Raw genomic sequence first — 25,625 nt, forward strand, 5'->3', positions numbered from 1 at the left:
ATATAAGCTCAATCAAACTATCACTTTTGTCAACTTTTAAGCTGTTAAGATTTCCTCTGCTGTCAGCGTCAGTTCAGGAAAAGTTCGTGACACAATTCGTTCTGAGCCTCTAAAATGTGTGCATTGGTATTTACCCTCAGCATCTAAGAGAAAAACAAACACAGCCGGAACTTTTGGATTTCCCAAATACTCTCTTAGCCCAATTGCCAAATAATCTACAATCCAATATTCTGTAATACCTAAGCGTTGATACTCATCTAATTTATCAATGTAGTCATCTTCCCAATTAGTTGATGTCACCTCCACAGCTAATTGGATAGGTTCTTCAAGTGCAGCATAAGCCGAACGATTTGAGCGCCATTTATCTTTATCTATGACACTTACATCAGGCTTGCGTCCTTGCTCTATGCCATTAGCAGTTATAGTTTTAAATACTGCTGTGTTCTTAACTACATAATTTAAGTTTAGCCGCCTAATTTCATCATTAAAAGCAACCAATATAAAGTCAGCGAGATCATCATGATTTCTGGTTGCACGCACTTTTACAATTTCTCCATCCACAAGTTCATATAAACCCTCCTCTGGACACTGTTCTAAAAATTGGTCGAAAGTTAACTTTTGTTTGATGTATGTTTTCATAGCGCTACGTCTCTTTAAACTTTCTGAATAAACCGCCGCCCTAACAAACCTTGGGGTCTAACTAATAGCATGATAAACAAAATTGCAAAAGCTACTGCATCTTTATATCCAGAATAATCAACAGGGACAAATGCCTCAACTAATCCAATTAACAAACCTCCTACCACCGCACCAGGAATACTACCTAAACCACCTAAAACAATTACTGCTAAACCGCGCAAACCAAAAGCAATGCCGAAATATGGCCCTGCAATACTAACACTAGAAGCAACTAAAGTTCCTGCTAATCCTGCTAAAAAGCTGCTGATGAAGAATGTTAGGATGATAAAGCGATCGCTATTAATTCCTAACAAACTAGCTGTAGTTGGATCTTCTGCGATCGCTTGCATTGCCTTACCATATTTAGTTCGATTGATAAAATAGGTAAGAATTACCACGATTGCTACTGACACAGTAAAAATTACCACTTGAACGCTACGAATCGGAATTGGGTTTTCTGAACTACCAAAGTTAATCGCGGGTGGCAAATTACCATAAGTATTTGCGGGGTATGTATAACTTTCCGCACCTACTAAATATTGAATTAAATTCACAATTACCACTGCTACCCCCAAGCTGGAAACAACAGTTAGTAAAGGATCGGAGCCTTGACGACGCAAAGGTTGAAAAGCAACGCGTTCCATTACTACTCCTACCAATCCTGCCAAGGTGCTTCCTAAAATCAAGGATATAGCAAATGGTAATTTTATCGGCAAGGCTGCATTAGCCAGCAAACCATTAAATCCAAAGTTCCCACCCATCAGCGCATAAGTGAAATATGCACCCAAGGTAAAAATCGCGCCATGAGCTAAATTAATAATGCCCAAAATCGAATAAACCAAGGTATATCCCAAGGCAAAAATTGCATAGACGCTGCCAATGGATAACCCATTTAATAATTGCTGCAAAAAGATATTAATATTCATTTAGCAACTATTTTAAAAATGTAAATTTACCTTGACTTCCATCTTTCTCCATTTTGATTTGGGCAACATAGAAATCTTTTTGCACAACTTCACCTGTAGGAGTAAAACCAATTTCACCCAATGGTGTATTGTATGTTCCTGCAAGTATTTGTTTGTTTAACTGCGTCCGTAATTCTGGTAGCTGTAGTTTGTTGACTTTGCTCTTTTTATCTAAAGATTGGAGTGCTTCGACATAAACCTGCACTGCTGCAAAAGCTTGGGCGCTAAATTGGGGTGGTTCTTTTTTATATTCTTCAATATAAGCTTTACGAAATGCCGCGTTAATTTCACCTGGATGTTCTGGACTGTAGGCTTGAGCAATCAATACCCCATCACAAAGTGCTTTACAAACTGGCAATAAATTCGATGTATTTAGACCATTTCCACCGACAATTAAACCTTTATAACCCAGTTCCCGCAACTGCCTAACTAAATTACCACCATCAGCAGCCAAGCCAGAAATAATTACCAAATCTGGTTTGAGATTAATCGCATTGGTTGCTTGACTTTGAAAATCTGTGTCACTAGTTTGGAATTTTTGCACTGTTACCAATTCTAGCCCTTGATCCTTAACTGTTTGCTGAAAAATTTCCGCTTCTGACTTGCTAAATGCATCATTTTGGGCGTAGAAAACTGCGACTCTTTTCAGTTGGGGATTTTGCTTAAGTGCCGCTTTCACTGAATTAGGTGCAACAATGGAAACTGGTGCAGAAACACGAGCAACATAATCACCAATTTCGGGAATATTTTTAGCAGTATTTGATGGGCCAATAATTGGTACTTTTGCCCGTTCGCCAATGGGATCGGCACTAAAGGCTTGCTGTGACAAAGTTGGGCCGACAATTCCAATAACTTTATCTTTATTAATTAGAGTTTGAAAAGCGTTTATGGCTCCTGCTTCATCACCGCTAGTATCTTGAAAAACTAATTTAATTGGTGTACCATTAACACCACCTTTACTATTAAAATACTTCTGGGCAAGTTTAGCTCCAGCGACTTGCTCTTGGCCCAGTAATGCCACATTGCTAGTTTGAGCAACACCAATACCGATAGGAATAGCACTTGATAATGTATCTGTTGTTGCTGGGGTATTGGTTGCAGTATTATTAGGGGTACTATTTGGAATACTATTTGGACTATTGGTGGGAGAATTTGTCACTGTGGTAGTGCCACCACCACAGCCTGTTAGTAGCAAAGCGCAAGTTGATAATAATGCTGTTGTCCGAGCGATCGCGTTGTTCATCGTTGGATAATCATCTAGTTATGAGATATTCGGCAAAAGCTAATAGTATTTTTCATAATCTGCAAACAAAATGATGCAGATTTACACTTTTGCACGAATTCTATTAAATCATTCTTATTTGACCATGCAAAGAGAAATATTCAAAGTGCTTGTAAATACAAATTATAATTAGCCATAATTTTACCATTCCCAGGGAGAACTTGGGAATCGTTAAGCGTGAGCGCCCTCAAGTGTCAGATGTTCGAGTCAAATTTAAGTGTCTCAACTGATGCAGCCGATTAACGGCAAAGTATCAGACTAAGTTGATGGATGATTTCTTCAGAATTAAATGGTATAAACAAACTTTTACCTAAAGTTTACTTTGGTAGAGTTTCATTCGAGCAGTGTTGATGCAACGGCTGATAATAGCAGTTTTATCGCACGAAGATTATGAGTTTGAACTGAATAATGTAAAGGTTTGTAACTGATTTATATAGCTTTTAGAACTGAAACTGAATCCAAAATAGGTACGTGGTTTCATAGTACAATACCAGCCAAACTGAAAGAAAAATTCAGAAATTAAAACTTTACATCTGTTTAAATCTTTCCAACAAAACACCTACTATCATATATTTGGGTTGGCAATTATTGTGGTTATCATAAATGTTGTTCTAAAAAGTTAATCAAATCTAGGTTGTTTACCATGAAGATCAGAAACTTAGTCAAAGCCATATTTTCTGCATCTCTCGTCTCTACAGCAACGCTGGTGGCCCAGCCCCAGACCAACGCCGTCACCCAGGGGCCTTTCTACATCGTGGGATACCAATCCAAAAAGTGCGTCGACCTCCCGCGGTCGAACCCCGCCAACGTGATAATCGACATCTACACGTGCTACCGCGGGAAGGACAACCTGAGGTGGTACTTCGACGACACAACCGGCAACTACAAGAGAATCCGCAGCCTGTCCAGCAACAAGTGCTTGACGGTGCTGAACGCCTCCAAGAAAGAATACGCCAGGGTCATCCAGTACCCCTGCGTCGGTGGCGCCAACGCGGAGTGGCTCCCGCAAAAAGTCTCCCCGCCACGGCGCGACCTGCAATCGGTTGTAAATGGCCCCCCCAACCCCGACTGGTACCAGTTGCGCAACCGCAATTCCGGCATGTGCCTGACCGTCCTGAACGCCCGGACATCCAACAACACACAGCTCATGCAGTACCCGTGCAAGGGATCGCAAAACAACTTCGTCTGGACTTGGTTCTACTAAATTCCGCTTAATTCGTCACGGATTTATGAAATGCTGTACTTAGTTTAGGGCATCGGTTAACGGACGCTTTGATAAATTGTTTTCTCCCCAGTTCTCTTCTAAACTTAGATACGCTAAGACGCTTTGAGGAAAACAGAGGTAAAAGTTACTGTTGAGTAACTCTCTTGCTTCGCCAGCCGACCCCAGCCTTTCTTCCTTCTCCTTCTTCAGTAATTTGAGATTATTTGAGTATTAAACAGGTAAAACTTATTAAGACTTTTTTTCATTATCAGTTAATTCTCTAGGTTCGTAGTGACGGCAACCGTTACACGGGCCATCGGGATTGATTGCACAGCGAATGTAGCCAGATCGGGCATTAAATTTGCAGCTGATATCGCCAATCAGATAACCCACCCCTTCTAAATAATAGCGATCGCCTTCCACAGGTCTAAGGTTTTGCCGTCCCTGTACCACTGGAAAATTCATGGCTGCTTGCCTCATTCGCAACCGCGATCGCTGGGTTCTACGGATCATCCACAGGGAAAACAGGGACGGTAAAAAACCAACGGCAATCACTAAAAGTGTTTTTAACACCTTCTTTTTACCTCTTCTGGGCGCTGATGGATTGTCCCTGATGTTACACTCTGGTTTTACGGAAGTGCAAATATTAGGGCGGCTTTGTTTCTTTGTCACCAACTATGGTTGCAAAGAAATAATGGCAGTGTAGTATCTAGTAATTTTGAGGAATAAGTTCCTTCTGCCACTTCAATCAGCATAACTGTTACAACCTCAGAGGCGATCTGCCGTTGAATGTTGATCATTTTAAGATTTGTTGACTAATACCTTTTTGAAGAAGCGTTTTGTGTCTGCTTCAGCCCCATTCTTATTTTTTCTGTGTCGCTGCGATGCTAATCTTTTTTTGGTTTGCTGACGAAGTTGCTGTGCTAGCAGTGCAGCTTCCCTTTCGGCTCGGAATAAATCAACTTTTCGCGTTGTCAAAATAAATGATTCGTCAGACTTTCGTTTCACCCAAGGGATGCTAACTGCGAAATACTGACAAATATTTTTGCATATCTCCTTTATCAAGAATGGGCAACGTTTTTGAGTATTCATTTTGTTAGCGATTGCTTTCAACTCTAATATCGCTGCTTCTAACTCTGCCGCTATCTGATTGATGCGTTCGACTTGGGTTATAAAACGCTCCCGTTCGCTGATGATTTTTTTTTCTTGGGGTTGCAGTGGCACTATCGCAGTAGTTACAAATGTAGGCTGGAACAGCAAAATGGGCTTTTTGTCTGTATCTGGGATTTTTTTCATACTACCTCAAGCAAGGCTAGCTGACTTTTAAAGCATTTTAGCAGCTAATTAGTATATTTGTACTGTATAATAATGATGCCTGCGTTTGTAGGGTAGCACAACTGTGCTACCCTACAGACAGACAATTAATTTGGAATAATTTATTTTTTGGAAGCCCCTTAGTATGGAGTGCTATTGCCTTCAATGAACTCAGGAGGCAACACATCACTAAACAATAATTGCTGTAACTCGACGCCTTCGGGACGGCTCCAATCCTTAACCAACTCGGCAATCAAAGTGATTGTAGCAGTTAGCACAACCCCAGCATCATGCATCCGTTGCCGTGCTAAATCTTCCGAGAGATGGAATGGTGAACCAGAAGCATCCATAACTGCTTGAACACTGTAGCCTTCACGTACTGCGCTGATAGCCGGATAAACTAAACAAACGTCAGTAGTTATGCCAGCCATAATTAAATTAGTACGATTTGTATCTTTGACTGCTTGAACAAAGTTCTTATCGTCCCAAGCATTTACAATACCTGCACGCTTAATTCTTACCTCGTAAGCTTCAGGTAGACTTTGTGCTAAAGCAGTCATCAGCAAACCTTGAAACCGCTCCTCTTGGCTACTTGTCAAAACCACAGGTATTTTAAGTACCTTTGCCACTTTTGCAAGTGCAAGAGTATTCTTTTCTACCTCGGTCAGAGGCAAGTTTTTGATCAGCTTCATAGTGCCAACTTGATGATCGATCAGAAGCATAGCCGAGTTTTCTTGAGTGAAATCAGAAAATTTCATTGTGCTATTTTTTTAGTTGACTGTTGATACGATCTTAGAAATCTCTAGACTTATTCTGAAACGAACATCAAGCATTGCACAAGTAGGAACACAAGTGTACGTAGCATCTATCCTAAATATGGCTCAATCACCTCAAATCCTCAACGATCATCCTTATTTACGGCAGACACTTGAACTAATTTCTGACAAATGGGTTACAGCAATCATCTACGTTCTATCCCAAGGTAAGAAACGCTATGGTGAGTTGCATAGAGAAATTGGAGGCGTTTCACAACGAATGCTAACTCGTACTCTGCGTGATTTAGAAAGAGATGGTCTTGTGAAGCGTAAAGTTTATCCTACTAATCCTCCTACTGTAGAGTATTCCTTGACAGCGTTGGGAGAAACGTTAGTTGAGCCACTTCGGCTACTATGCCATTGGTCAATAAATCATTTTCATGAAGTAGAAACTGCTAGAGAAAGTAAAGGTTTTACTACTATTTGCAGTCAAAAGTAGTTTGCCTATTACTCATGCGGAATATGGGATGTAGGGGTGCCCTTTGCACCCCAGTATAAATTATTGCGTCAAAATCTGACGGGTTAAAATACTCATCATTTCATTGGGATTAGCTGTTGGTACTAGTGGACTCCAATCACCTACATTTGCATAGCCCAAAACATGCAACAAGTGAATGGTGGCGGTAACAGCTTTGGGTGAACCAATTAATAAATGTTTAATCCGTTCTCTTCTGGGTGATGAGTCTTGGAAAGATGAATGGAAAGGAGGTACGTCACCGCCTTGTGTGCCGATAAACTGGGCTAGTTGTGATTTGGCGAACTTTTTTGATTGTGCCATGATAATATTTGACTCCGATTTTGGGGTTAAAAGAAGGCGATCGCAGACTCTTGCGCGAGGGCGATCGCCTTTCTTATGCTTTTATATTAAAGTATATTTTTATACTTGTAAAGATATTTTCTAAATATTTTTACATAGATTAAGCATGAGTAATCAGGGCGATCATTTATTGAATTCGGGCAGTCGTTTATTGAATTTGGGCAGTCGTTTATTGAATTTGGGTAGTCGTTTATTGAATTTGGGCAGTCGTTTATTGAATTTGGGTAGTCGTTTATTGAATTTGGGTAGTCGTTTATTGAATTTGGGTAGTCGTTTATTGAATTTGGGTAGTCGTTTATTGAATTCGGGCTGTCGTTTATTGAATTTGGGCAGTCGTTTATTGAATTTGGGTAGTCGTTTATTGAATTTGGGTAGTCGTTTATTGAATTCAGATAAATCTCAATAAATTTACGTAAAAAATATACTTTTTTGTATTAAACATTTTAAACAATACTGAATATTGCGGGTGTCGATCGCCACGATTTTGTTTATCTTAATGTTGTAGAGACAAGGATAGAACTCAGTTTTTATCCTAGTGCACGATCGATAAAAGGAAAGTTATTTATGTCACGTCCAAAACGTGGGTCTAAAGTACTTGATAGGGCACAGCGTCGGATTGCGGCTTTGAAATCGATTAGTCCCACCTTAGATTTAGGTAATGGAATCACTATTGACACCTTTGCCGACGCCATCAAAACAACACAGGGACAAGTTGGAAGCTTATAACTCCACCCTCTCCACCGTGGATCTAACTCAGGGAACCTTTGAATTAGCCGAAAAGTCGCTGATGGAATTAACAGAACATGTGTTAGTTAGCGTAGCTGCAAAGTATGGCAAGAATAGCGATGAATACAAAATGGCAGGGGGCGTTCGCCGCAGCGATCGCAAGCGTCCAGCGCGGAAGCCTAAGCAAGAAGTTGTTATTTAATAAAGACAATACATTTGGGTTTTTTGACACTCTCCCGAATTCCAATCGGGAGATTTTTGCTTAGGTAGTGAACCAATAAAAAAAAGATAACATTTAAATAGCGATCGCTTGAGTTTTAGAGAAATATGGCGTAGACGCATAGCAGGTTGTCCTCAGACATCGCTCGGCGTTGAACCGGAAGCTATAAATGGAAAAATGACCCGTACTTTTAATTCAGAATCTTATGGTAAATTGCTAGCCGAGTATCAGCCAAAAATCATTACCACGGATGCAGAAAACGAACAAGCGATGTCAAAGACAAGCCGCTTTGCGTCTACGCACTCGCATTAACCTTAGAACATCGTCCCAATCGGACACCAGAAGAAGAAATGCTGTTGCAACTGTTGGTGACTTTAATTGAGCAGTTTGAAGATACCCATCACCCAATTCTCCAAGGTACACCCAATTCGATGTTAGTACATCTAATGGACGCACGCGATACTACAACCGAAGCATTAGCTGAGGTAATTGGTTCATTGGAAATTGCCTTGCAAATTGTTAATGGCGATTCTCCTTCAGAGACGCTTTGCGATCGCACCATTACTAAAACTCAAGCAGAAGCGTTGGCGGACTATTTTAATGTAGATATCAGTTTATTTACCTAGCTTCTCTTCCATAACAACGCTCTTAAAACCAGCACTTGGTATTGAGCCGGAAATTTAATATTTTGGTATGAGGTTAAAGGTACGTAGACGCGCAGCGCCTTGTTGTTAGACATCGTTTCTATACTTGATAAATCGCTATAAAATCTTTTGTCAGTTAGCTTGTGGAACTTTTCCAGTTATGAATTAGTTATGAACTTTTATTTATATAAAGTACCCAGTGTGCTAGCCATCCTAAACCCAATCCTAAAGCAGAATTGCAAGCTAAAATCAGAAACGTATGATACCTGCTAAATGATGTTCGTAATTCATCTCCAAATCTACCTACAAAAATAGATACAAAAAAAGCCCAAACCGAAGACCAGGCCGAAGGCACAGCCCAAACCCAAAAAAAAGCCGAAGCCGAAGCCCAAACCACCGCTGAAGTCAAAGCCACAACCAAAGCCACAGTAGCCTCAATCCAAACCATTGCTGAGGCCGAAGCCATTGCTACAGCTATAGCTGAAGCTACAGCCCAAACCACAGTCCGGAACGGAGCATGAGATACAACTAAGAGATAGGTCAGCAATCCGTAACTTACCCATAGACCAGCCAACCAACGCTTGGAAACGGTATTAGGAGAGTTAGGATTAAATAGCGCATCAATCATCCTATTGAAGCCTAGTAATAGAGCTTGTACAAGTGGGATTGTATTTTGATACCAGTCTCCAATTAAGTCAATAACTATTCTTAATATTTGGCGAAATTCATTTAATATTGTTTGGATTAGTCTATAAATTAACTCAAATCGTGGTCGATGCCTTACTGGTTCTTTTAGCATTAGCAACCATGCCTGCATTGACTGAGGGCGATCTTTTGCTTCCAACGCCATTCCCTTGAGAATTGCCTGATTTAATCGGTCACTGATACCTGGAATAATTCGTTTAGGTGGAGTCAGGGAAGTATTCTCTAGTTTGCGAGCCAGAGAAGTTGTGGGGTGTTGACCTGTCACCGCATAATAAAGTGTAGCAGCTAGACAGTAGACATCGACAGTTGGCTTCCGACTGCCCCTAGTTACCTGTTCATAGGGTGCAAACCCAGGATGAGCCATATTGCCTGTTGAACTTAAGGTTCTAGGTATAAGTTCTTTGGCGATGCCAAAGTCAATCAAAACTGCTTTACCACTGCTTCGTAGCATGATGTTTCCAGGGTGGGCATCTCGATGTACTAATCCTTCTTGATGCACTACCATCAAGGCTTTCACAATCTGGCGGATATAAGGCACAATCAAGCCTTCTGGTAAAGCTCCCCTACGCCTCACCACCTCATACAAATTTTCTCCCTCAACAAAGTCCATCACTAAACAGTAGGTAGCACCTTCTTGAAACAAATCAATCACTCCCACAATGTGAGGATGGGGGTCTTGTGATAAGCGTGCGAGTATCCGCCCTTCTTGGATAAATCTCTCTATGTACTTTTCATATTCCGGATCGTGACTGAGATATTCATTAGGTGTCTTAATTACAACTGTCTGTTTTAGTTCAACATGCAAAGCCTTATAAGTAATCCCGAATCCTCCCTGTCCCAGAACTTGCTCAATTACATATTTGCCACCTAGCAATTGTTGTCCTGTTATCCAGGGCATAAATACCTCTAAATAATTCGTAATTCGTAATTAAAACACTTTAAAAAGGCTGGATATGGATGTTTTTGACTTAAGTGTGTTTCACAAATAATACAGTTTTGCAGAATTTTGTACAACACGCAATGAGAGTTGAGCTAATTCTACGGTGTTTTAGTAAATGAGGCACTGGGAGACTGTGACGGTTGACTGGAAGATGGAGATGGGTGGAAAATAGGAATCCAACCAACTATGCCTGAAAGTAAGGTTCCAATAGCAGCGATCGCAGCTATCACCACTCCCCAAAACTGGATGTTTCGCTCCCAATTTGAGTTAGTTTTTGATGGTTCAATTACTGAAGGCTGCAAGTTTTCTCCAGTCAAACCCAAAGAATCGAGCCATTCCCGCATTGACTGCGATCGCTGTTTCTGGTCTAGCTTCATACCTGTTAAAATTGCTCGGTTTGTGCGATCGCTAATTTGAGGATTATGTTTTTTCGGTTCCACTAAAGGAGCGTTATCCACCTTACGTTTGAGCGCACTGACTGGTGTTTTTCCAGTCAAAAGCACATAAAGAGTTGCCGCCAGAGAATAAATATCGCTATATGCTCCAGTTGGTTTAGTATGTTGAGCATAAAGCTCAGGCGGCGTAAATCCCTCAGAAGTTTCCTTTGTTCTACTTGTGGTTAAGATATGGTCGAAATCGAGAGCTAAACCAAAATCAATTAGCACCGCTTCCGGCTGTCCTTCTCGCACTCGCAAAAAAATATTTCCTGGATGTACATCTCGATGAATCAACCGATTTTTATGTACTTCGATCAGCGCTTCTCCAATTTGTTGAATGTAGCGTAAAGCGTCTGATTCAGAAAGTATTTGTTGGCGACGGTCAGCTAAACTCACACCATCGACATATTCCATTACCAGACACCAGTGTTCTCCTTCTTTGAACGGTTCTGCAACCTGCACAATATGTTTGTGTTTACATTGAGTAAGTTTTACCGCCTCTTGCCAAAACATCGTTTCCAGTCGTCCGCGTTCCAACTGGTTCAGGGAATTTAGTAAATCATCATTTAAGGTTTTAATGACTTGGCGATCGCCATTCTTATTTTTGACCAAATAAGTAATGCCAAAGCGTCCTCTTCCCAATTCTCTTTCAATGGTGTATTTTCCACCTTGCAAGCGATCGCCAGCTACCCAAGCCATCTTTGCAACTCCCAAAATGCTTAGATTAATTCTCACACAAGAGAGCTTTAATAACTTGAGCCTAGCTTAACAGAACTGGTGCGATGTCTACGATGGTCACTGAGCTTTGCCGAAGTGCGGGCTACGCCTACGCTTTTTTCTCCCTCTATTGCTAAACTAAAAACAACCTTTAGCTAGTGCAAAGGTAACTTATGACCTCTGCAATCAACCTCGATACCGATCTCACCCCATTTCCTGACCACACGCAGCTACCAAAATCTAATGCTACTTGGCAAGAGCATCCCCAAAGTATTTTACTAACTGACTCAATTACACCCATTCTTCAGCAATTACATCCAGAAGGTCAATATTGTATAGGTCAGGACTTAGGTATTTACTGGCGGTTAACAGATCCTCCAGAGAAAGGAGCAGCAGTACCAGATTGGTTTTATGTAGGAAATGTCCCGCCTTTACTCGATGGATTGACGCGCCGTTCTTATGTATTTTGGCGAGAACACATCGCTCCATTAATTGTCTTAGAATTCGTCTCTGGAGATGGGGGTGAGGAAAGAGATACAACCCCTTGGAAGGGCAAATTTTGGATTTATGAGCAAGTAATTCGGACTCCGTTTTATGGCATTTATGAAGTGAATAAAGCCAGTGTAGAAGTGTATAAATTCATTGGTGGACAATACCAGTTATTAGCAGCAAATGAACGAGGACATTATCCTATACCTCCTTTAGGAGTCGAATTAGGCATAAGGCTTGGAGTTTATCAAAACGTGGAATTGCCCTGGTTACGTTGGTGGGATTTGCAAGGGAATTTGTTGTTGACTGGCTCAGAAAGAGCAGAACTTGAACGCCAACGAAATGAGATTCTGACTGCTCAATTGCGATCGCTCGGCATTGAGCCAGAAGCATAATATCGATAAAAAATCAACTACTTATTTACATCCATAACGGAATGGATGGAAGAAACAAGTCAAATCCTCTTCCCTTCTGCCTTCTGCCTCTCTTCGACTCATTTCGGCTACGCGGTAGTTGAATCTCGACTTCGCTCGATTACCGCGAAGTCGAGATTCAATGACCAACGCTCAGTGACCACCTGCCTCCTGCCTTGTTTCTGGAAAGAGGGATTATTTGTGATTAATTACTTTCTTTATGAAATTAAGAATATACGAAATAGCTGATACCGAAGAAATTATGAAGTTGTTCTACGACACTATTCATGAAGTGAATATTCACGATTACACACAAGAACAAGTAGATGCTTGGGTACCAGCAAACATGGATATTGAAGTTTGGATTAAAAGTTTAGGAAGTAAGTTTACTTATGTAGCAGAAGAAGACAAAATTATTGGTTTTGGAGAATTAGAGGCTAATGGTCATCTCGACCGTTTCTATTGTCATAAAGATTTTCAAAGGAAAGGTGTTGGTAAGAAAATCTTAGAACACATTGAATTAAAAGCAAATTCTTTAGGATTGGAAAAGTTATTTACAGAAGCTAGTATTACAGCTAAACCTTTTTTTGAGAGTCAGGGATTTATTGTTATCAAAAAGCAAGAAGTAGAGCGTAGAGGGCAAAAGCTGATAAATTTTGTCATGGAAAAATACTTAAAAAATTACTAAATTCAAAGGTTGTTCTAGCTTATGCTTTGTAAGCGAGAGTCAGCATCACAGAAGCGGGAATTTCCACACCATTTTCTGTGATATACTTTGAGGCTCCCTCGATAATTGCGTTTTCAATATTGCGCCGTTGCTCATCGGTTTGCATTGCCAATATCGACCCCAGACGCACCGAACTTACAGTAATCTTTGGCATCACATCTTCAGGTGTAGAGAAAGTCCATGTGATGGGTAGTTCGGTGACAGATACTTGAGTGAATTCCTCGGCGCTTAAAACCATTTCGCATTCAGTGGGGTCGCTAAAGCGAAACAGGGGTGGCCCAGAAGGTAAATTCACATCCATACTGCCATAAGTCTGCACCGAACCCAATATCAGAGCCATAAATGGATTGCGTGCTGGCGGTGTCCAGCAGGTGAAAGCGTAGCGTCCTCCCGGTTTGAGTACGCGAAAGGATTCAGCGATCGCTTTTTCGGGGTTTGGGAAATGGAGGATACCCAAGTTACAAACTACTGCCTCAAACTGACCCGACTCGAAAGTTAGGTTTTCAGCGTCTCCTTGATAGAATGACCCTTGAGGACATCGCACTTTGGCAATGGCCACCATATTCTCTGCAAAGTCTAATCCTGTGACTATAGCTTGCCGCTTTAGTGCTGCGGCACTAAGCCAGCCAGTGCCGCAAGCCACGTCTAGCAATCGAATACCACCCTTAGCTCCCACAGCATCCAATATGGCTTCATCTACCTGAGAAGTCACAACAGCGATCGCGCGATCGTATTCTTGAGCTACAAGAGAAAATTTGTCGCGCTCAAATTGCTTGAATGCCTCGTGAGTAATGGTGGAATCATCTGTCATTTATTCACATCCAGCAACCGCGAAGTTTGGAACCGACTCATCCACTTCTCTAAATAAACTAGATTACCTTTTTGCTCATTTGGATCTTTAGTATCTAAAGGATGAGGCATCAGTCCCAAAATCGTTGCTGTGGTCACGCAAAACATCGATTTTTGGAAACTCATGCAAATTTGAACTCGCAAATCATCTTCACCCCGAAGACTGCGACGATAAATCTCGTGCAAATATTCTGGAAGATAATGACGCATATCTTGCATCAACAAGGTAGGAGGAATACCCGCGCCACCGATGGGTAAAGGATCGGCATACAATGCACCATATTGAAATCGACTTTGATCTGGGGAGATTTGATAAGCTTGGGCGTTGTATGAAACAGTACCTTGGAAAGGAGTTCCCCGGAAAAATACTGCCTCTACATAAGGTATTGCTGTATCTGCTAAGAAAGTCAAACCAACGCTTTTAGGAATTATTTCATAGACCTGATCTCGAATTTTGACAGCATAGGTAATTGGGTTTGATGCATTTGCCACTAACCCGGCTTTAATGTGGTCTACAACTTGGGGAATCGATTTGATTTCGCCTCGGTCATAGCGGTCTGATAAGTTGAGGAACATATCGGCCATGACTCGCCAGAATTGACCTAAACCGCTGTAGTAAGCAGAGACGCGCAACTGTTCTGTTAAGAAATCTGGAAACAGTTGGTTAATACCCAGAATCAAGGGATTATTTTTAAATTTTGCGTTAATAACGGCTTGCGCTCTTTCTTGAAATTCTGGTGTATCTAAATACGTATCTAGTCCGCCGCCACCATGCCACATCATGCCTTTCATGCAATATTCGGCATATTCAAAATTTATTCGGTCATGCCACCAGTGACGGAGTAATTTCTGAAAAGAAACCTCTCCATTAAAGTATTTAAAAAATGGGAAAAATACTAAAAACTGATGCTCGGCAATATAGTTAAGATTTATTGAGTAAGCATCTAAAACTACCCCATAGCTTTTCAGAATACCAACAACTTCCAGGACATTTTCTGGACTATCGGGGAGTAATGCATCTCCATTTTGTAGGCGTTCAATATACTCAGCTAAAGGATTGTGAGTAGCTTTCTTTTTAATAGTTACCATTGCCATCTCTCCAAAAAGTTTAGGAATTGGGGCATTGGGCATTAGGAGTGCTGAGTTAAGAGTTTGGAGTTAAGAGTTAGGAGTTAGGAGTTTTGTTTACCCCCTTGTCCCCTTGTCCCCCTATCTCCCTCATCTCTCCATTCCCTACTCCCCATTCCCCATTGCTTTATCTAAGGACACTGTTGCTACTACGTTTTGGGTATTTATCATTGCTGTAATTGTTGGTTCAGTCCAACGCACTAACCAACTAGGTTGAATGCCAAAAATCACAATCAGCACAGCTAAAATTGCAGCTGGGATGCGATCGCTCCAATACACACGTGGTAAATTAACAACAGGTGAAGATAAACGTCCAAAAAAGGCGCGGTTGACGAGTATTAAGAAATAAACTGCTGTTAAACCAGTACCAAGCATACATAACAAAGTTTGCACTGGAAAAACTGCAAAACTTCCTCGATAAATTACGAATTCGGAAATAAACCCTAGCATTCCCGGTATACCAGCGCTGGCCATAACTCCGACAATCATCAAGCTACCGATTACTGGCATACCTCGTTCTGGGTTCAGCAATCCTTGAATGATTGCTAAATCACGGCTTCCGGCTTTTTTATACACAACCCCTACCAGCAAAAACAGCATTGCCGAAATCAAGCCGTGGCTAATCATTTGCATCACAGCACCTAACACACTTAAAGGTGTAGCTGCCGCCGCCGCTAGAAGCACGTAACCCATGTGTCCAATGGAGCTGTATGCTACCATTTTTTTCATATCGCTTTGGGCGATCGCACAAGATGAACCATAGAGTACGCTCACTACTGCCCAAATCGCCAACCAAGGAGCCACATAAGCCCAAGCTTCTGGTAACAAGTTCATGCCAAAGCGCAGTAAGCCGTAGGTTCCCAACTTCAACAGCACCCCAGCCAATAGCACAGAAATCGGCGTCGAAGCTTCAACGTGAGCATCTGGCAACCAAGTATGGAAGGGAACCAAGGGAATTTTAATTCCAAAACCGATCAAAATTCCCGCTAGCAATAAAAGCTGTGTGGCTAGAGGTAGAGTTGTTGCGTTCAAGGTTGCTAGTGCAAAATTAGAGGAACCACTCAGCCAAACCATACCCAGGAAACTTGCTAAAAGCAGGATTCCCGAAACGGCTGTATAAATCAGAAATTTAGTCGCAGCATAACCGCGTTTGGAGCCACCCCAAATGGCGATCAACAAATACAGCGGAATTAGTTCCAATTCGTAAAACAGGAAAAATAACAGTAAATCCTGTGCTAGAAAGGCTCCTGTCACCCCAGTGTTTAATAATAATATTAAAGAGTAATAAAATTTCGGACGCTGTAGGGATTCATCGCTGCTGTAAATGGCAATACAAGTTAACAATCCATTTAAAACCAGCAACGGCAAAGATAAACCATCTATCCCAAGGTTATAATTTAACCCTATAGCATCTATCCAAGGGAGAGATTCAGCAAACTGTTGAGTAATTTCTCCTGGATGGAACTGACTTACTAATACGATTGTCCACAAGAAAGCGATAATCGCAAAGACCAAAGCCACCCTACGGGCAAATTTCCCACTGATGCTAGAGGGCGAGAAACCAATTAAAGCCGCGCCAATCAACGGCACTAGAATTAAAACACTAAGCATAGACTTCGGGTAAGGGGAGATGAGGCATGAATAACAGCCGCGATAAATCGCGTCTCTACGTTTTGTACAGACGCGATTTATCGCGTCTCTCTAAAAAGGCAATTTATCTAGTAAACCCAATGACCAACTGATGAAAAAACCCAGGACGCTGACAACTGCTAGGATGGTCAACATATAGCCCTGAGATTGCCCAGAAATGCTGTACTTTAGAGTTTGTCCGCCGAAAATGGTCGCAAACCCAACCAAGTTTACTAAACCGTCAACCAAGTAGCGATCGCTCCAAGCAGAGATTTTAGATAGCAGTGCTACTACACTTACCACGGTTACAAGATAAACTCGGTCAATATAAAAATCATAACCTAACAAATCTTGCAGAAATCTCCACGTTAAGATTCTGGATCTTGACCAAGCTTTGTGCAGGTAAACTGTACACCCTACACCTACCCCCACTACGGTAGACCCCAAACAAGGCTAACACCACATACCAATTAATACTTTCCCAATCTGGTAGTAAGTACCATTGCTGTAGCATCAAAGGTAGAAGCAGAGTCAGCACTGTCAGAAACACCATTGGGAAGGCCATCTGCCAACCAACTTCTGGGGTACGACGGGTCTTTTGTTGCGGTTTACCCCAGAAGACTAATCTAAATACTCTCGTCAAATTCAATGCTGTCAAACCATTGACTAATATTAAAACCCCAATTACCCAAGGGCTAATATTCACGAAACCGTCAGCCCATGATAGCATTGCCCAGAAACTTCCCAAGGGGAGCAGTGTTACCATCCCGGCTGAACCAACTACAAAGGCAGTGGTGGTGGCTGGCATCCGCGACCACAAACCGCCCATTTCTGTTAAATCTTGGCTTTGGGTAGTTAAGATGACTGAACCAGAACTCATAAATAATAACGCTTTAGCGATCGCATGAGCTAACAGCAACATCAAGGCTACACCCCCTTGCTGTAACCCCACTGCTAAAAACACTAACCCCATGTATGCACTGGTGGAATGAGATAGCGATCGCTTAATGTCAATTTGAGCTATGGATACTAATGTCGCTCCAATCGCCGTTACTGTACCCATGATTACCAAGGCATTCAAGGCAACTGGCGACAGGGCTAATAATGGTTGAAGTTTATACAGTAAATAAGCACCACCAGCTACTACCAGAGAGTTCCGCATTACCGAGGCAGGATTGGGCCCTTCCATTGCCTCATCTAACCACAGATGCAGTGGAAATTGGGCACATTTACCAGCAGGCCCAGCAATTAGTGCCAACCCTAGCAGTGTCGATGTCATTGGACTTAAATTAGCTGTTTGCGCCCACTCATATAAATCCGAAATGTTCAAACTCCCAGCTAAGGTAGAAAGTGTCACTACAGCCATCAGCAACAACAAGTCTCCTACCCGTTTAGTCCAAAATGCATCCCGCGCCGCTGTCACTACTAGTGGTTGAGCGTACCAGAAACCCACCAGCAAGTAAGTTGAAAGCGTCAGTACTTCCAAAAGCGCATAGCTGAGAAACAAAGAATCACTGATTGCTAGACCACATAGCGCTGCTTCAAAAAATCCCAGCAGCCCAAAAAAACGCGCTAACGACCAGTCCTTTTCCATATAACCCAGAGCGTAAACTTGTGCCAGTAAGCTTAACCCTGTAATTAAAACTGTTGCCCCAATGCTGACTGGGGATAGTTCCAAGGAAAAAGATAAGTCTAAATCTGCTGCTTTGAACCAATTGATTAGTAAGGTTTCTGGTTCTCTATCCCAGACATTTTTAAATACAAACAGGCTATGAACAAAAGCTAAAACGGTCGTCAACAAGTTGAAGTATGCCGCAGGTCTTGGCCCTGTTCGCCTGATTATTCCTATTCCCCACGGCAAGGTCAAAATTGCGCCTGATAAGCTATACAAAGGCACAAACCAACTTGTTGAAAATAGAAATTGCTCCATTTAAATTTCCCTTAATGACTCAGCCTTGATTTTAAAAAAATTCCAACCAATTTTTTATTTAATAAAATTAATTTACCAAAATTACCAATGTTTCTTTACTATTATTCTAACTGAACTTCCAGAAGTACTTTTACTTAACGCTACCCTATTAAATATTAAGTAAAATATAACTTTACATAAGCAAAAGCATTTACTTGCCTTAATATCACTGACCTTTTTACATTTGTATTTCTACTTTCACCAAAGTAATTTATACAATATATTTAAAAAACTTATATATGTTTCACCTAGTCATTGTACACTTAGAAATATTTGAGAAAAGATAGATACAGCAAAACATACAGCCGCTGCTTACCTTCGTTCGGATAGGATTAGCCCTGGTTATGAATGTCGTTTTATAAATGTGATAAAGAAATTATAAAGCATAAGTGCTTGCTCAAGGAATCTGTAAACTTTAATTGCTCAGAAGCCTAGATAACTTTTTGTTAAGTTTTTTAAAACTTTCTTATCATAAACTATTATAGTAATTTATATTGCCAGGAACGCCAAGCTTTCCTATGCTTAATTTGGAAGTGTTTTCTTAGCTATAAGATCAGGCTCTCCCCGTCAAAAAATTCAAACGACAGTACAGATTGCATTAATTTTGTAGGAGTTCTGCGATGCCAATTGCAGTTGGAATGATTGAAACGAAGGGCTTTCCAGCAGTGGTGGAAGCTGCTGATGCGATGGTGAAAGCCGCCCGTGTCACCTTAGTAGGGTATGAAAAAATTGGTAGCGCTCGCGTCACCGTGATAGTTCGGGGAGATGTATCGGAAGTGCAAGCTTCTGTAGCAGCTGGGGTTGAAGCGGCAAAAAGAGTCTTTGGTGGTGAAGTGTTATCCACTCATATCATTGCTCGTCCTCACGAAAACCTGGAATACGTCTTGCCGATACGTTACACAGAAGCGGTGGAACAATTCCGTACTTAAAAGCTGTTTAAACAAAGTAATTAACGCTTTTTGCCTGAAAAGAGTATCACTTTTGTCCAAGACTAAAAACTTTGAAATAGGGATTAAAACTAATGTCAATTGCAGTGGGAATGGTTGAAACGCTGGGCTTTCCAGCAGTGGTGGAAGCTGCTGATGCAATGGTGAAAGCTGCCCGCGTCACTTTAGTAGGTTATGAAAAAATCGGTAGTGGTCGGGTGACGGTAATTGTTCGGGGTGACGTTTCGGAAGTGCAAGCTTCTGTGGCCGCAGGAGTTGAATCTGTAAAGCGGGTCAACGGCGGACAAGTATTGTCTACTCATATCATTGCTCGTCCTCACGAAAACTTGGAATACGTCCTCCCAATTCGTTATACCGAAGATGTAGAGCAGTTCCGGGAAAATGTGAATGCAATTCGTCCTTTTGGTAGAAGACCGTAATTTGTAATGCAAGTTGCTAAAGTTCGCGGCACAGTAGTTAGCACCCAAAAAGATCCAAGTCTTAGAGGTGTAAAACTACTGTTGTTACAATTAGTGGATGAAGACGGAAACATCCTGCCACAATATGAGGTAGCAGCAGATAGTGTAGGAGCAGGAGTAGATGAGTGGGTACTTGTCAGTCGTGGCAGTGTTGCTCGTCAAGTGCTTGGAAATGAACAGCGTCCATTAGATGCAGTAGTAGTGGCGATCGTAGATACCATTCACGTTGAAGATCGCTTAATTTACAGCAAAAAAGATCAATATCGATAGTCATTAGTCATTAGTCATTGGTCATTGGTCACTTGTGCTGCCCTTCGACTACGCTCAGGAACCGCGTTTGGTTAGCGTCTCTAAGAGAAGCTGTTAGCGCAGCCTCTTTAAGAGATGTATTAGTTATTAGCTGTCGACAAATGACAAAAGACAAATGACAAATGACAACTGACAATGACAATATAGGAGGAATCTCGCGATGGCAGTCCGCAGCACGGCGGCACCCCCAACCCCGTGGTCAAGGAATTTAGCTGAACCCAAAATCCATGAAACTGCTTTTGTACATTCATTCTCCAATCTGATTGGGGATGTACGAATAGGTGCAAATGTAATCGTTGCTCCGGGGACTACGATTAGAGCGGATGAAGGCACACCTTTTTATCTGGGTGAAAACACCAACATTCAAGATGGTGTTGTCATTCATGGGTTGGAGCAAGGCCGAGTAATTGGCGATGACCAAAATAAATACTCAGTATGGATTGGTAAAAACGCTTGTATTACCCACATGGCTCTAATTCACGGGCCAGCTTATGTAGGTGATAATTCCTTCATTGGCTTTCGCTCTACGATATTTAATGCCAGGGTGGGTGCAGGTTGCATCGTAATGATGCACGCTTTGATTCAAGACGTAGAGATTCCCTCTGGGAAGTATGTACCTTCGGGAGCGATAATTACCAGCCAGCAGCAAGCCGATCGCTTGCCAGATGTGCAAGATCAAGATAAAGAATTTGCTCATCATGTGGTTGGAATTAATCAGGCATTACGAGCTGGTTATCTCTGTGCTGCGGATACTAAATGTATAGCACCCATTCGGGATGAGAACGCTAAATCTTATACAGGTAATGGTATTACTGTTTTAGAGTTGGAAAGGAGTAGTGAAGTGTCGAGCAATAGCTTGGGTGGAGAAACAATAGATCAGTTGCGGTATCTATTGGGGCAAGGGTATAAAATTGGTACGGAACATGTAGACCAAAGACGTTTCCGCACGGGTTCTTGGACTAGTTGCCAACCAATCGAACCGAGATCGCTTGGTGAAGCGATCGCAGCATTAGAAGGCTGTCTACAAGAGCATAGCGGCGAGTATGTCCGACTGTTTGGCATTGACAAAGGTAGACGGCGCGTGCTAGAAGCCATCATCCAACGTCCCGAGGATGATGCAAAACCAGCTAGCAGCTTTAAAGCGCCAGCTAGTCGTGGCAATAACAGTTACAGCAGCTACAGCAGTAATGGTAATAGTAACGGTTCTAGCAGTGGCACAATCAGTGGCGAAACTCTAGAGCAAATCCGCCAACTCTTGGCAGGTGGTTACAAAATTGGTATGGAACACGTAGATGAGCGTCGTTTCCGTACTGGTTCCTGGACTAGTTGCACGCCAATTGATGCAACTTCCACAAATCAAGTCATCTCCGCTTTGGAAGACTGTATAGCAAGCCATCAAGGTGAGTATGTACGTTTAATCGGTATTGACACCAAAGCAAAACGGCGGGTGTTAGAGACCATTATTCAACGTCCAAATGGTCAAGCAGTTTCCTCTGGTGGTCAGAAATCATATACTAGTACTAGCAGTAGTGCAGCATCCTACGATCGGGGAACAGCTAGCACTAACCGTTTGAGTTCTGAAGTAGTAGACCAACTTCGGCATTTATTGGCTAGCGGCTCAAAAATTAGCCTCGAACACGTGGATGAGCGCCGCTTCCGGATAAATTCCTGGACTAGTATCGGTCAAATTCAAGCCTCCTCAGAAAGAGAAGCGATCGCCGCCATAGAAGCACACCTCGGCGAATACGAAGGAGAATATGTACGCTTAATTGGGATTGACCCGAAAGCCAAACGGCGGGTATTAGAAACCATTATCCAACGTCCAAATGGTCAAGTAGCCTCCTCTGGTAGTCAGAAATCATATACTAGCAGTGCGCCCTCTCCAACAGCAACAGCAACAGCTACTGCTACCCGCTTGAGTAGTGAAGTAGTAGATCAACTCCGGCAATTATTGGCTAGCGGCTCAAAAATTAGCATTGAACACGTAGATCAACGACGATTCCGTACAGGTTCTTGGACTAGCACTGGTCAAATTCAAGCCTCCTCAGAAAGAGAAGCGATCGCCGCCATAGAAAGACAACTCGGCGAATACCAAGGAGAATATGTGCGCTTAATTGGTGTTGACCCCAAAGCCAAGCGTCGTGTATTAGAAACGATTATTCAACGACCTTAAGGAGTTAGGAGTAGAGACGCGATTAATCGCGTCTGTACAAGAGTTGGGAGTTAGAAGTTAGGAGTTAAAAAAGATTGTTAATTGATAACTCCAAACTGAAAATTTATAACTCCCCCACTTTTAACTAACTCCTAATTCCTCACTTTTAACTCCTATCTTCTTAGGGCTTGCGAGGTTAAAATTTCCATGTCTGTGCCGCTACTGCGCCTCAGCAATAACTTTGATACTTACATTAGTGGTGAGGTGACTATTCATCCAAGCGCGGTACTTGCACCTGGGGTAATCCTCCAAGCGGCTGTAAACAGCAAGATCGTCATTGGGCCAGGGGTCTGTATTGGTATGGGAGCAATTCTCCAAGTCCATGAAGGCACCCTAGAGGTAGAAGCAGGTGCAAACCTGGGAGCCGGTTTTTTGATGATTGGTAAAGGCAAAATTGGCGCAAATGCTTGTATTGGTTCAGCGACTACAGTTTTTAACTATTCGGTTGAACCCGAACAAGTAGTACCGCCTGGTTCAATTTTAGGAGACACCAGTCGGCAGATTGAGCCAACAAAACAGCTAGAAGCATCTACAAATAACCCAACTTCTACTACAAATACACCATCTAAGGAAGAAGAAAATAGCTCAGGTGGAGTTCAGGAAAAGGTAGTTTCCTCAACTAACTTCTCAGCTTCGGCTTTTGTAGATTTCAAACAAAACAAGTCGATTTCTTATTTTAAATCTCCCGCCACTCCCGAAAGTCAGTCTCCTCCGGTGGAGGAACCGACTAATGATACTGACTCCACCTTGGGGGAATCCCAAGAGTCAACAGAACATCATTCAGATCCCAGTCAGTCTGCCTTAGAATCCCCTAATGGTTTTGGGACTCAAATTTATGGACAAGGGAGCATAAGCAGACTGTTGACTACATTGTTTCCTCATAGACAATCCTTGAACGACCCAAACCCTGACGATTAGTCAGAGTAAGTGTTAATTGTAAGTTGTCGGCTTTTTCCGTATTTTGGAGAATTCATCATGGAAACATATAATCAACGGTCGATTCGTACTATCCAGGGAGCGAGTAGTCAAGAAACCTTTCAGGATACTGCTTTGGGTTTGGTTTCTTGCCGTAGCTTTCCGGCAATCGTTGGGACGGCTGATATGATGCTGAAATCAGCGGGAGTTCACCTGGTTGGGTATGAAAAAATTGGTAGTGGTCATTGTACTGCGATCGTTCGGGGTGGAATTGCTGACGTGCGTCTGGCGGTAGAATCTGGCGTGCAAACGGCTGAACAGTTTGGTCAGTTGGTTTCTAGTTTGGTGATTCCCCGACCTTATCCCAACCTAGATATAGTGCTTCCCATTACAACTCGTTTCACTAAATTAATGCAAGAGGGCAATTCCAGCCGTCTGAGTAACCAAGCAATTGGTTTGGTAGAAACGCGAGGATTTCCCGCGATGGTCGGAGCGTGTGATGCCATGCTCAAAGCTGCTGATGTTCATTTAGCAGCTTATGAAAAAATTGGTGGGGGTTTGTGTACGGCTATTATTCGTGGTTCCGTAGCCAATGTGGCGGTAGCAGTGGAAGCGGGAATGTTTGAAGCAGAACGCATTGGGGAATTGAATGCAGTGATGGTAATTCCTCGACCTCTGGATGAAATGGAGTTAACTTTGCCATTGGCAAGCTGCTGGATAGAAGAACGCGAACCGTTAAACTTGCCAGTGAATGTTAAAGAAAAAGAACAAGTTGCAGAACTCGAGGTACTAAGATTACCAGACTTAACCAAGCTACCAACAAAAGTCCAAGAAGAATTATGGAATGATGAATGATGACAGATGAATTTTGTCAAATCATCGTTCAGCATTCATCGTTTAGATAGAAGGCATCTTACGCTTTAGCTATTCTGAATAATAGCTTTTTCAATCCATAAGTAAATATTTTTGTTTTAATATAAGTAATAGAGTTTTGTCTATGATAAAACTCGTAACTTTCTGTGAGCATCACTATATCATTTGCCAGTGTTCAGCAATACTAGTTTTATATCTATTAATCGCTATATATAGGAGAATCACTCTTGAACCAAGCGACGCTGCACCAGTTAAAGGTGTTCGAGGCAGCGGCACGGCACAGTAGCTTTACTCGTGCTGCTGAGGAATTGTTTCTTACCCAACCTACCGTTTCTATGCAGATCAAGCAACTCACAAAATCAGTAGGTTTGCCATTATTTGAGCAAGTGGGGAAGCGATTGTATCTGACAGAGGCAGGGACGGGAATTGTTTGCTACTTGTCGGCAGATTTTTCACAATATAGCCCAGTATGAAATGAAGGTGGCAGATTTAAAAGGGCTAAAACAGGGACAATTACGTTTGGCAGTGATTACAACAGCAAAATATTTTATCCCACGTTTGTTAGGGCCATTTTGCGAACTTTATCCAGGGATTGATATCTCGCTGCAAGTAACAAATCACGAACAAATTTTAGAACGGATGAGTCAAAATTTGGATGACTTATATATTATGAGTCAAATTCCAGACAATATCGATGTGACTTGCGAACCATTTCTAGAAAATCCTTTGATAGTCTTTGCACCGACTAATCATCCTTTATCCAAAGAAAAAAATATTCCTATACAACGCCTGTCTAACGAACCTTTTATTATGCGGGAACCAGGTTCAGGAACTCGTCGCGCCGTCCAAAAGCTCTTTGAAGAAGAAGGGGTAGTAGTAAAAGTCAAGCTAGAATTGGGAAGTAACGAAGCAATTAAACAAGCGATCGCAGGTGGTTTAGGAATTTCTGTTTTATCACGTCATACCTTACTATCAGACGCTTCAGAGTTCAGCATTTTAGATGTGCAACACTTCCCCATTCAGCGGGATTGGTACATGGTTTATCCATCTGGCAAGCAGCTATCTATCGTCGCTCGTGCCTATTATGAGTATCTACTAGCAGCGGCAAAAAATATTGTTAAACAAAAAGCTGATACTGCTTATAGTACTTTTGAACCAATTCATGGATAAGAGAATTCGTAATTCGTAGTTCGTAATTGTGAATTACGAATTCTCTAAAGGGGTTGACTGTTAGACCGATAAA

Annotated in this window: 28 protein-coding genes and 2 pseudogenes; 16 read left to right on the forward strand and 14 right to left on the reverse strand. The window is 41.9% G+C overall.

Going from position 1 to position 25,625, the window contains the following annotated elements:
- Positions 1-36 precede the first annotated feature (36 nt).
- The 3 genes from NSTCB13_RS10855 to NSTCB13_RS10865 are packed head-to-tail and all read right to left on the reverse strand — an operon-like array spanning position 37 to position 2,886.
- Positions 37-639 (reverse strand): Uma2 family endonuclease, encoded by a 603-nt coding sequence (locus NSTCB13_RS10855; RefSeq protein WP_448272352.1) that lies wholly within the window; start codon positions 637-639, stop codon positions 37-39.
- A gap of 14 nt (positions 640-653) precedes the next feature.
- Entirely contained in the window at positions 654-1,604 is a 951-nt protein-coding gene (locus tag NSTCB13_RS10860; RefSeq protein WP_322692446.1) for a branched-chain amino acid ABC transporter permease, read from the reverse strand.
- 7 nt (positions 1,605-1,611) lie between these two features.
- Positions 1,612-2,886, reverse strand: a complete 1,275-nt coding sequence (locus NSTCB13_RS10865) for an ABC transporter substrate-binding protein (protein ID WP_448272355.1) — start codon at positions 2,884-2,886, stop codon at positions 1,612-1,614.
- A 682-nt stretch (positions 2,887-3,568) separates the two neighbouring features.
- On the opposite strand from NSTCB13_RS10865, the gene NSTCB13_RS10870 reads away from it, so the two are divergent.
- Positions 3,569-4,129, forward strand: a complete 561-nt coding sequence (locus tag NSTCB13_RS10870; RefSeq protein ID WP_448272356.1) for an RICIN domain-containing protein — start codon at positions 3,569-3,571, stop codon at positions 4,127-4,129.
- Positions 4,130-4,378: 249 nt separating this feature from the next.
- On the opposite strand, the gene NSTCB13_RS10875 is transcribed toward NSTCB13_RS10870, so the two are convergent.
- From NSTCB13_RS10875 to NSTCB13_RS10890, 4 genes are all read right to left on the reverse strand, one after another.
- Positions 4,379-4,702: a DUF6464 family protein gene (locus NSTCB13_RS10875; protein ID WP_448272358.1), complete on the reverse strand. Its 324-nt coding sequence runs from the start codon at positions 4,700-4,702 to the stop codon at positions 4,379-4,381.
- A gap of 95 nt (positions 4,703-4,797) precedes the next feature.
- Positions 4,798-4,929 (reverse strand): hypothetical protein, encoded by a 132-nt coding sequence (locus tag NSTCB13_RS10880; RefSeq protein ID WP_448272360.1) that lies wholly within the window; start codon positions 4,927-4,929, stop codon positions 4,798-4,800.
- Between the two features lies 1 nt (position 4,930).
- A complete protein-coding gene (locus NSTCB13_RS10885) occupies positions 4,931-5,425 on the reverse strand; it encodes a hypothetical protein (protein WP_322712320.1) in 495 nt (164 codons plus the stop codon).
- 158 nt (positions 5,426-5,583) lie between these two features.
- A complete protein-coding gene (locus NSTCB13_RS10890) occupies positions 5,584-6,201 on the reverse strand; it encodes an isochorismatase family protein (RefSeq protein WP_448272362.1) in 618 nt (205 codons plus the stop codon).
- Positions 6,202-6,295: 94 nt separating this feature from the next.
- Here NSTCB13_RS10890 and NSTCB13_RS10895 point away from each other — a divergent pair, with 94 nt between their 5' ends.
- Positions 6,296-6,697, forward strand: coding sequence for a winged helix-turn-helix transcriptional regulator (locus tag NSTCB13_RS10895; protein WP_448272364.1), 402 nt, complete (start codon positions 6,296-6,298; stop codon positions 6,695-6,697).
- A 60-nt stretch (positions 6,698-6,757) separates the two neighbouring features.
- On the opposite strand, the gene NSTCB13_RS10900 is transcribed toward NSTCB13_RS10895, so the two are convergent.
- Complete coding sequence (locus tag NSTCB13_RS10900; protein ID WP_448272366.1) at positions 6,758-7,036, reverse strand: hypothetical protein; 279 nt, start codon at positions 7,034-7,036, stop codon at positions 6,758-6,760.
- A gap of 145 nt (positions 7,037-7,181) precedes the next feature.
- Here NSTCB13_RS10900 and NSTCB13_RS10905 point away from each other — a divergent pair, with 145 nt between their 5' ends.
- From NSTCB13_RS10905 to NSTCB13_RS10925, 5 genes are all read left to right on the forward strand, one after another.
- Positions 7,182-7,481, forward strand: coding sequence for a hypothetical protein (locus NSTCB13_RS10905; protein ID WP_448272368.1), 300 nt, complete (start codon positions 7,182-7,184; stop codon positions 7,479-7,481).
- Between the two features lie 158 nt (positions 7,482-7,639).
- Positions 7,640-7,801 (forward strand): hypothetical protein, encoded by a 162-nt coding sequence (locus NSTCB13_RS10910; protein ID WP_448272370.1) that lies wholly within the window; start codon positions 7,640-7,642, stop codon positions 7,799-7,801.
- Positions 7,788-8,003: a hypothetical protein gene (locus NSTCB13_RS10915; RefSeq protein WP_448272372.1), complete on the forward strand. Its 216-nt coding sequence runs from the start codon at positions 7,788-7,790 to the stop codon at positions 8,001-8,003. Before NSTCB13_RS10910 ends, NSTCB13_RS10915 begins: the two co-directional genes overlap by 14 nt.
- Before the next feature lie 195 nt (positions 8,004-8,198).
- Positions 8,199-8,333 carry a hypothetical protein gene (locus NSTCB13_RS10920; RefSeq protein WP_448272374.1) on the forward strand — a complete coding sequence of 45 codons (135 nt, stop codon included), beginning with the start codon at positions 8,199-8,201 and terminating at the stop codon, positions 8,331-8,333.
- Positions 8,334-8,371: 38 nt separating this feature from the next.
- Positions 8,372-8,647 (forward strand): helix-turn-helix domain-containing protein, encoded by a 276-nt coding sequence (locus NSTCB13_RS10925; protein ID WP_448272376.1) that lies wholly within the window; start codon positions 8,372-8,374, stop codon positions 8,645-8,647.
- Between the two features lie 187 nt (positions 8,648-8,834).
- On the opposite strand, the gene NSTCB13_RS10930 is transcribed toward NSTCB13_RS10925, so the two are convergent.
- Positions 8,835-10,268 carry a serine/threonine protein kinase gene (locus NSTCB13_RS10930; protein WP_448272378.1) on the reverse strand — a complete coding sequence of 478 codons (1,434 nt, stop codon included), beginning with the start codon at positions 10,266-10,268 and terminating at the stop codon, positions 8,835-8,837.
- Positions 10,269-10,408: 140 nt separating this feature from the next.
- Complete coding sequence (locus NSTCB13_RS10935) at positions 10,409-11,446, reverse strand: serine/threonine protein kinase (protein WP_448272380.1); 1,038 nt, start codon at positions 11,444-11,446, stop codon at positions 10,409-10,411.
- A gap of 191 nt (positions 11,447-11,637) precedes the next feature.
- Between NSTCB13_RS10935 and NSTCB13_RS10940 the strand changes: the two genes are divergently transcribed.
- Positions 11,638-12,348 carry a Uma2 family endonuclease gene (locus NSTCB13_RS10940; protein ID WP_448272381.1) on the forward strand — a complete coding sequence of 237 codons (711 nt, stop codon included), beginning with the start codon at positions 11,638-11,640 and terminating at the stop codon, positions 12,346-12,348.
- A 238-nt stretch (positions 12,349-12,586) separates the two neighbouring features.
- On the forward strand, positions 12,587-13,054 hold the full coding sequence (locus NSTCB13_RS10945) for a GNAT family N-acetyltransferase (protein ID WP_448272383.1): 468 nt from the start codon (positions 12,587-12,589) through the stop codon (positions 13,052-13,054).
- A gap of 19 nt (positions 13,055-13,073) precedes the next feature.
- Here NSTCB13_RS10945 and NSTCB13_RS10950 read toward each other — a convergent pair whose 3' ends face one another.
- From NSTCB13_RS10950 to NSTCB13_RS10965, 4 genes and pseudogenes are all read right to left on the reverse strand, one after another.
- The gene (locus NSTCB13_RS10950) at positions 13,074-13,904 is read right to left on the reverse strand and encodes a class I SAM-dependent methyltransferase (protein WP_448272385.1); all 831 of its coding nucleotides are present in this window, start codon (positions 13,902-13,904) and stop codon (positions 13,074-13,076) included.
- Positions 13,901-15,031, reverse strand: coding sequence for a CO2 hydration protein (locus tag NSTCB13_RS10955; protein WP_448272386.1), 1,131 nt, complete (start codon positions 15,029-15,031; stop codon positions 13,901-13,903). The genes NSTCB13_RS10950 and NSTCB13_RS10955 overlap by 4 nt, the downstream gene beginning before the upstream one ends.
- Before the next feature lie 144 nt (positions 15,032-15,175).
- A complete protein-coding gene (locus NSTCB13_RS10960) occupies positions 15,176-16,681 on the reverse strand; it encodes an NADH-quinone oxidoreductase subunit M (protein ID WP_448272388.1) in 1,506 nt (501 codons plus the stop codon).
- Positions 16,682-16,771: 90 nt separating this feature from the next.
- Positions 16,772-18,629: pseudogene (locus NSTCB13_RS10965) on the reverse strand (NAD(P)H-quinone oxidoreductase subunit F).
- Between the two features lie 659 nt (positions 18,630-19,288).
- Between NSTCB13_RS10965 and NSTCB13_RS10970 the strand changes: the two are divergent.
- The 7 genes and pseudogenes from NSTCB13_RS10970 to NSTCB13_RS11000 all read left to right on the forward strand — a co-directional run bounded on the left by NSTCB13_RS10970 (position 19,289) and on the right by NSTCB13_RS11000 (position 25,552).
- Positions 19,289-19,597, forward strand: a complete 309-nt coding sequence (locus tag NSTCB13_RS10970) for a carbon dioxide-concentrating mechanism protein CcmK (protein ID WP_012410633.1) — start codon at positions 19,289-19,291, stop codon at positions 19,595-19,597.
- A gap of 92 nt (positions 19,598-19,689) precedes the next feature.
- Positions 19,690-20,034 (forward strand): carbon dioxide-concentrating mechanism protein CcmK, encoded by a 345-nt coding sequence (locus NSTCB13_RS10975; RefSeq protein ID WP_010995041.1) that lies wholly within the window; start codon positions 19,690-19,692, stop codon positions 20,032-20,034.
- A 6-nt stretch (positions 20,035-20,040) separates the two neighbouring features.
- Complete coding sequence (locus tag NSTCB13_RS10980; RefSeq protein ID WP_448272390.1) at positions 20,041-20,343, forward strand: EutN/CcmL family microcompartment protein; 303 nt, start codon at positions 20,041-20,043, stop codon at positions 20,341-20,343.
- 199 nt (positions 20,344-20,542) lie between these two features.
- Complete coding sequence (locus NSTCB13_RS10985; protein ID WP_448272391.1) at positions 20,543-22,555, forward strand: ribulose bisphosphate carboxylase small subunit; 2,013 nt, start codon at positions 20,543-20,545, stop codon at positions 22,553-22,555.
- A 186-nt stretch (positions 22,556-22,741) separates the two neighbouring features.
- Positions 22,742-23,512 (forward strand): transferase, encoded by a 771-nt coding sequence (locus NSTCB13_RS10990; protein WP_448272393.1) that lies wholly within the window; start codon positions 22,742-22,744, stop codon positions 23,510-23,512.
- A 57-nt stretch (positions 23,513-23,569) separates the two neighbouring features.
- Positions 23,570-24,364 carry a BMC domain-containing protein gene (locus NSTCB13_RS10995; protein WP_448272395.1) on the forward strand — a complete coding sequence of 265 codons (795 nt, stop codon included), beginning with the start codon at positions 23,570-23,572 and terminating at the stop codon, positions 24,362-24,364.
- A gap of 245 nt (positions 24,365-24,609) precedes the next feature.
- Positions 24,610-25,552 (forward strand): annotated as a pseudogene (locus tag NSTCB13_RS11000) (LysR substrate-binding domain-containing protein).
- Positions 25,553-25,625: the final 73 nt, after the last annotated feature.

It is taken from the genome of Nostoc sp. DSM 114160 (assembly GCF_053470305.1).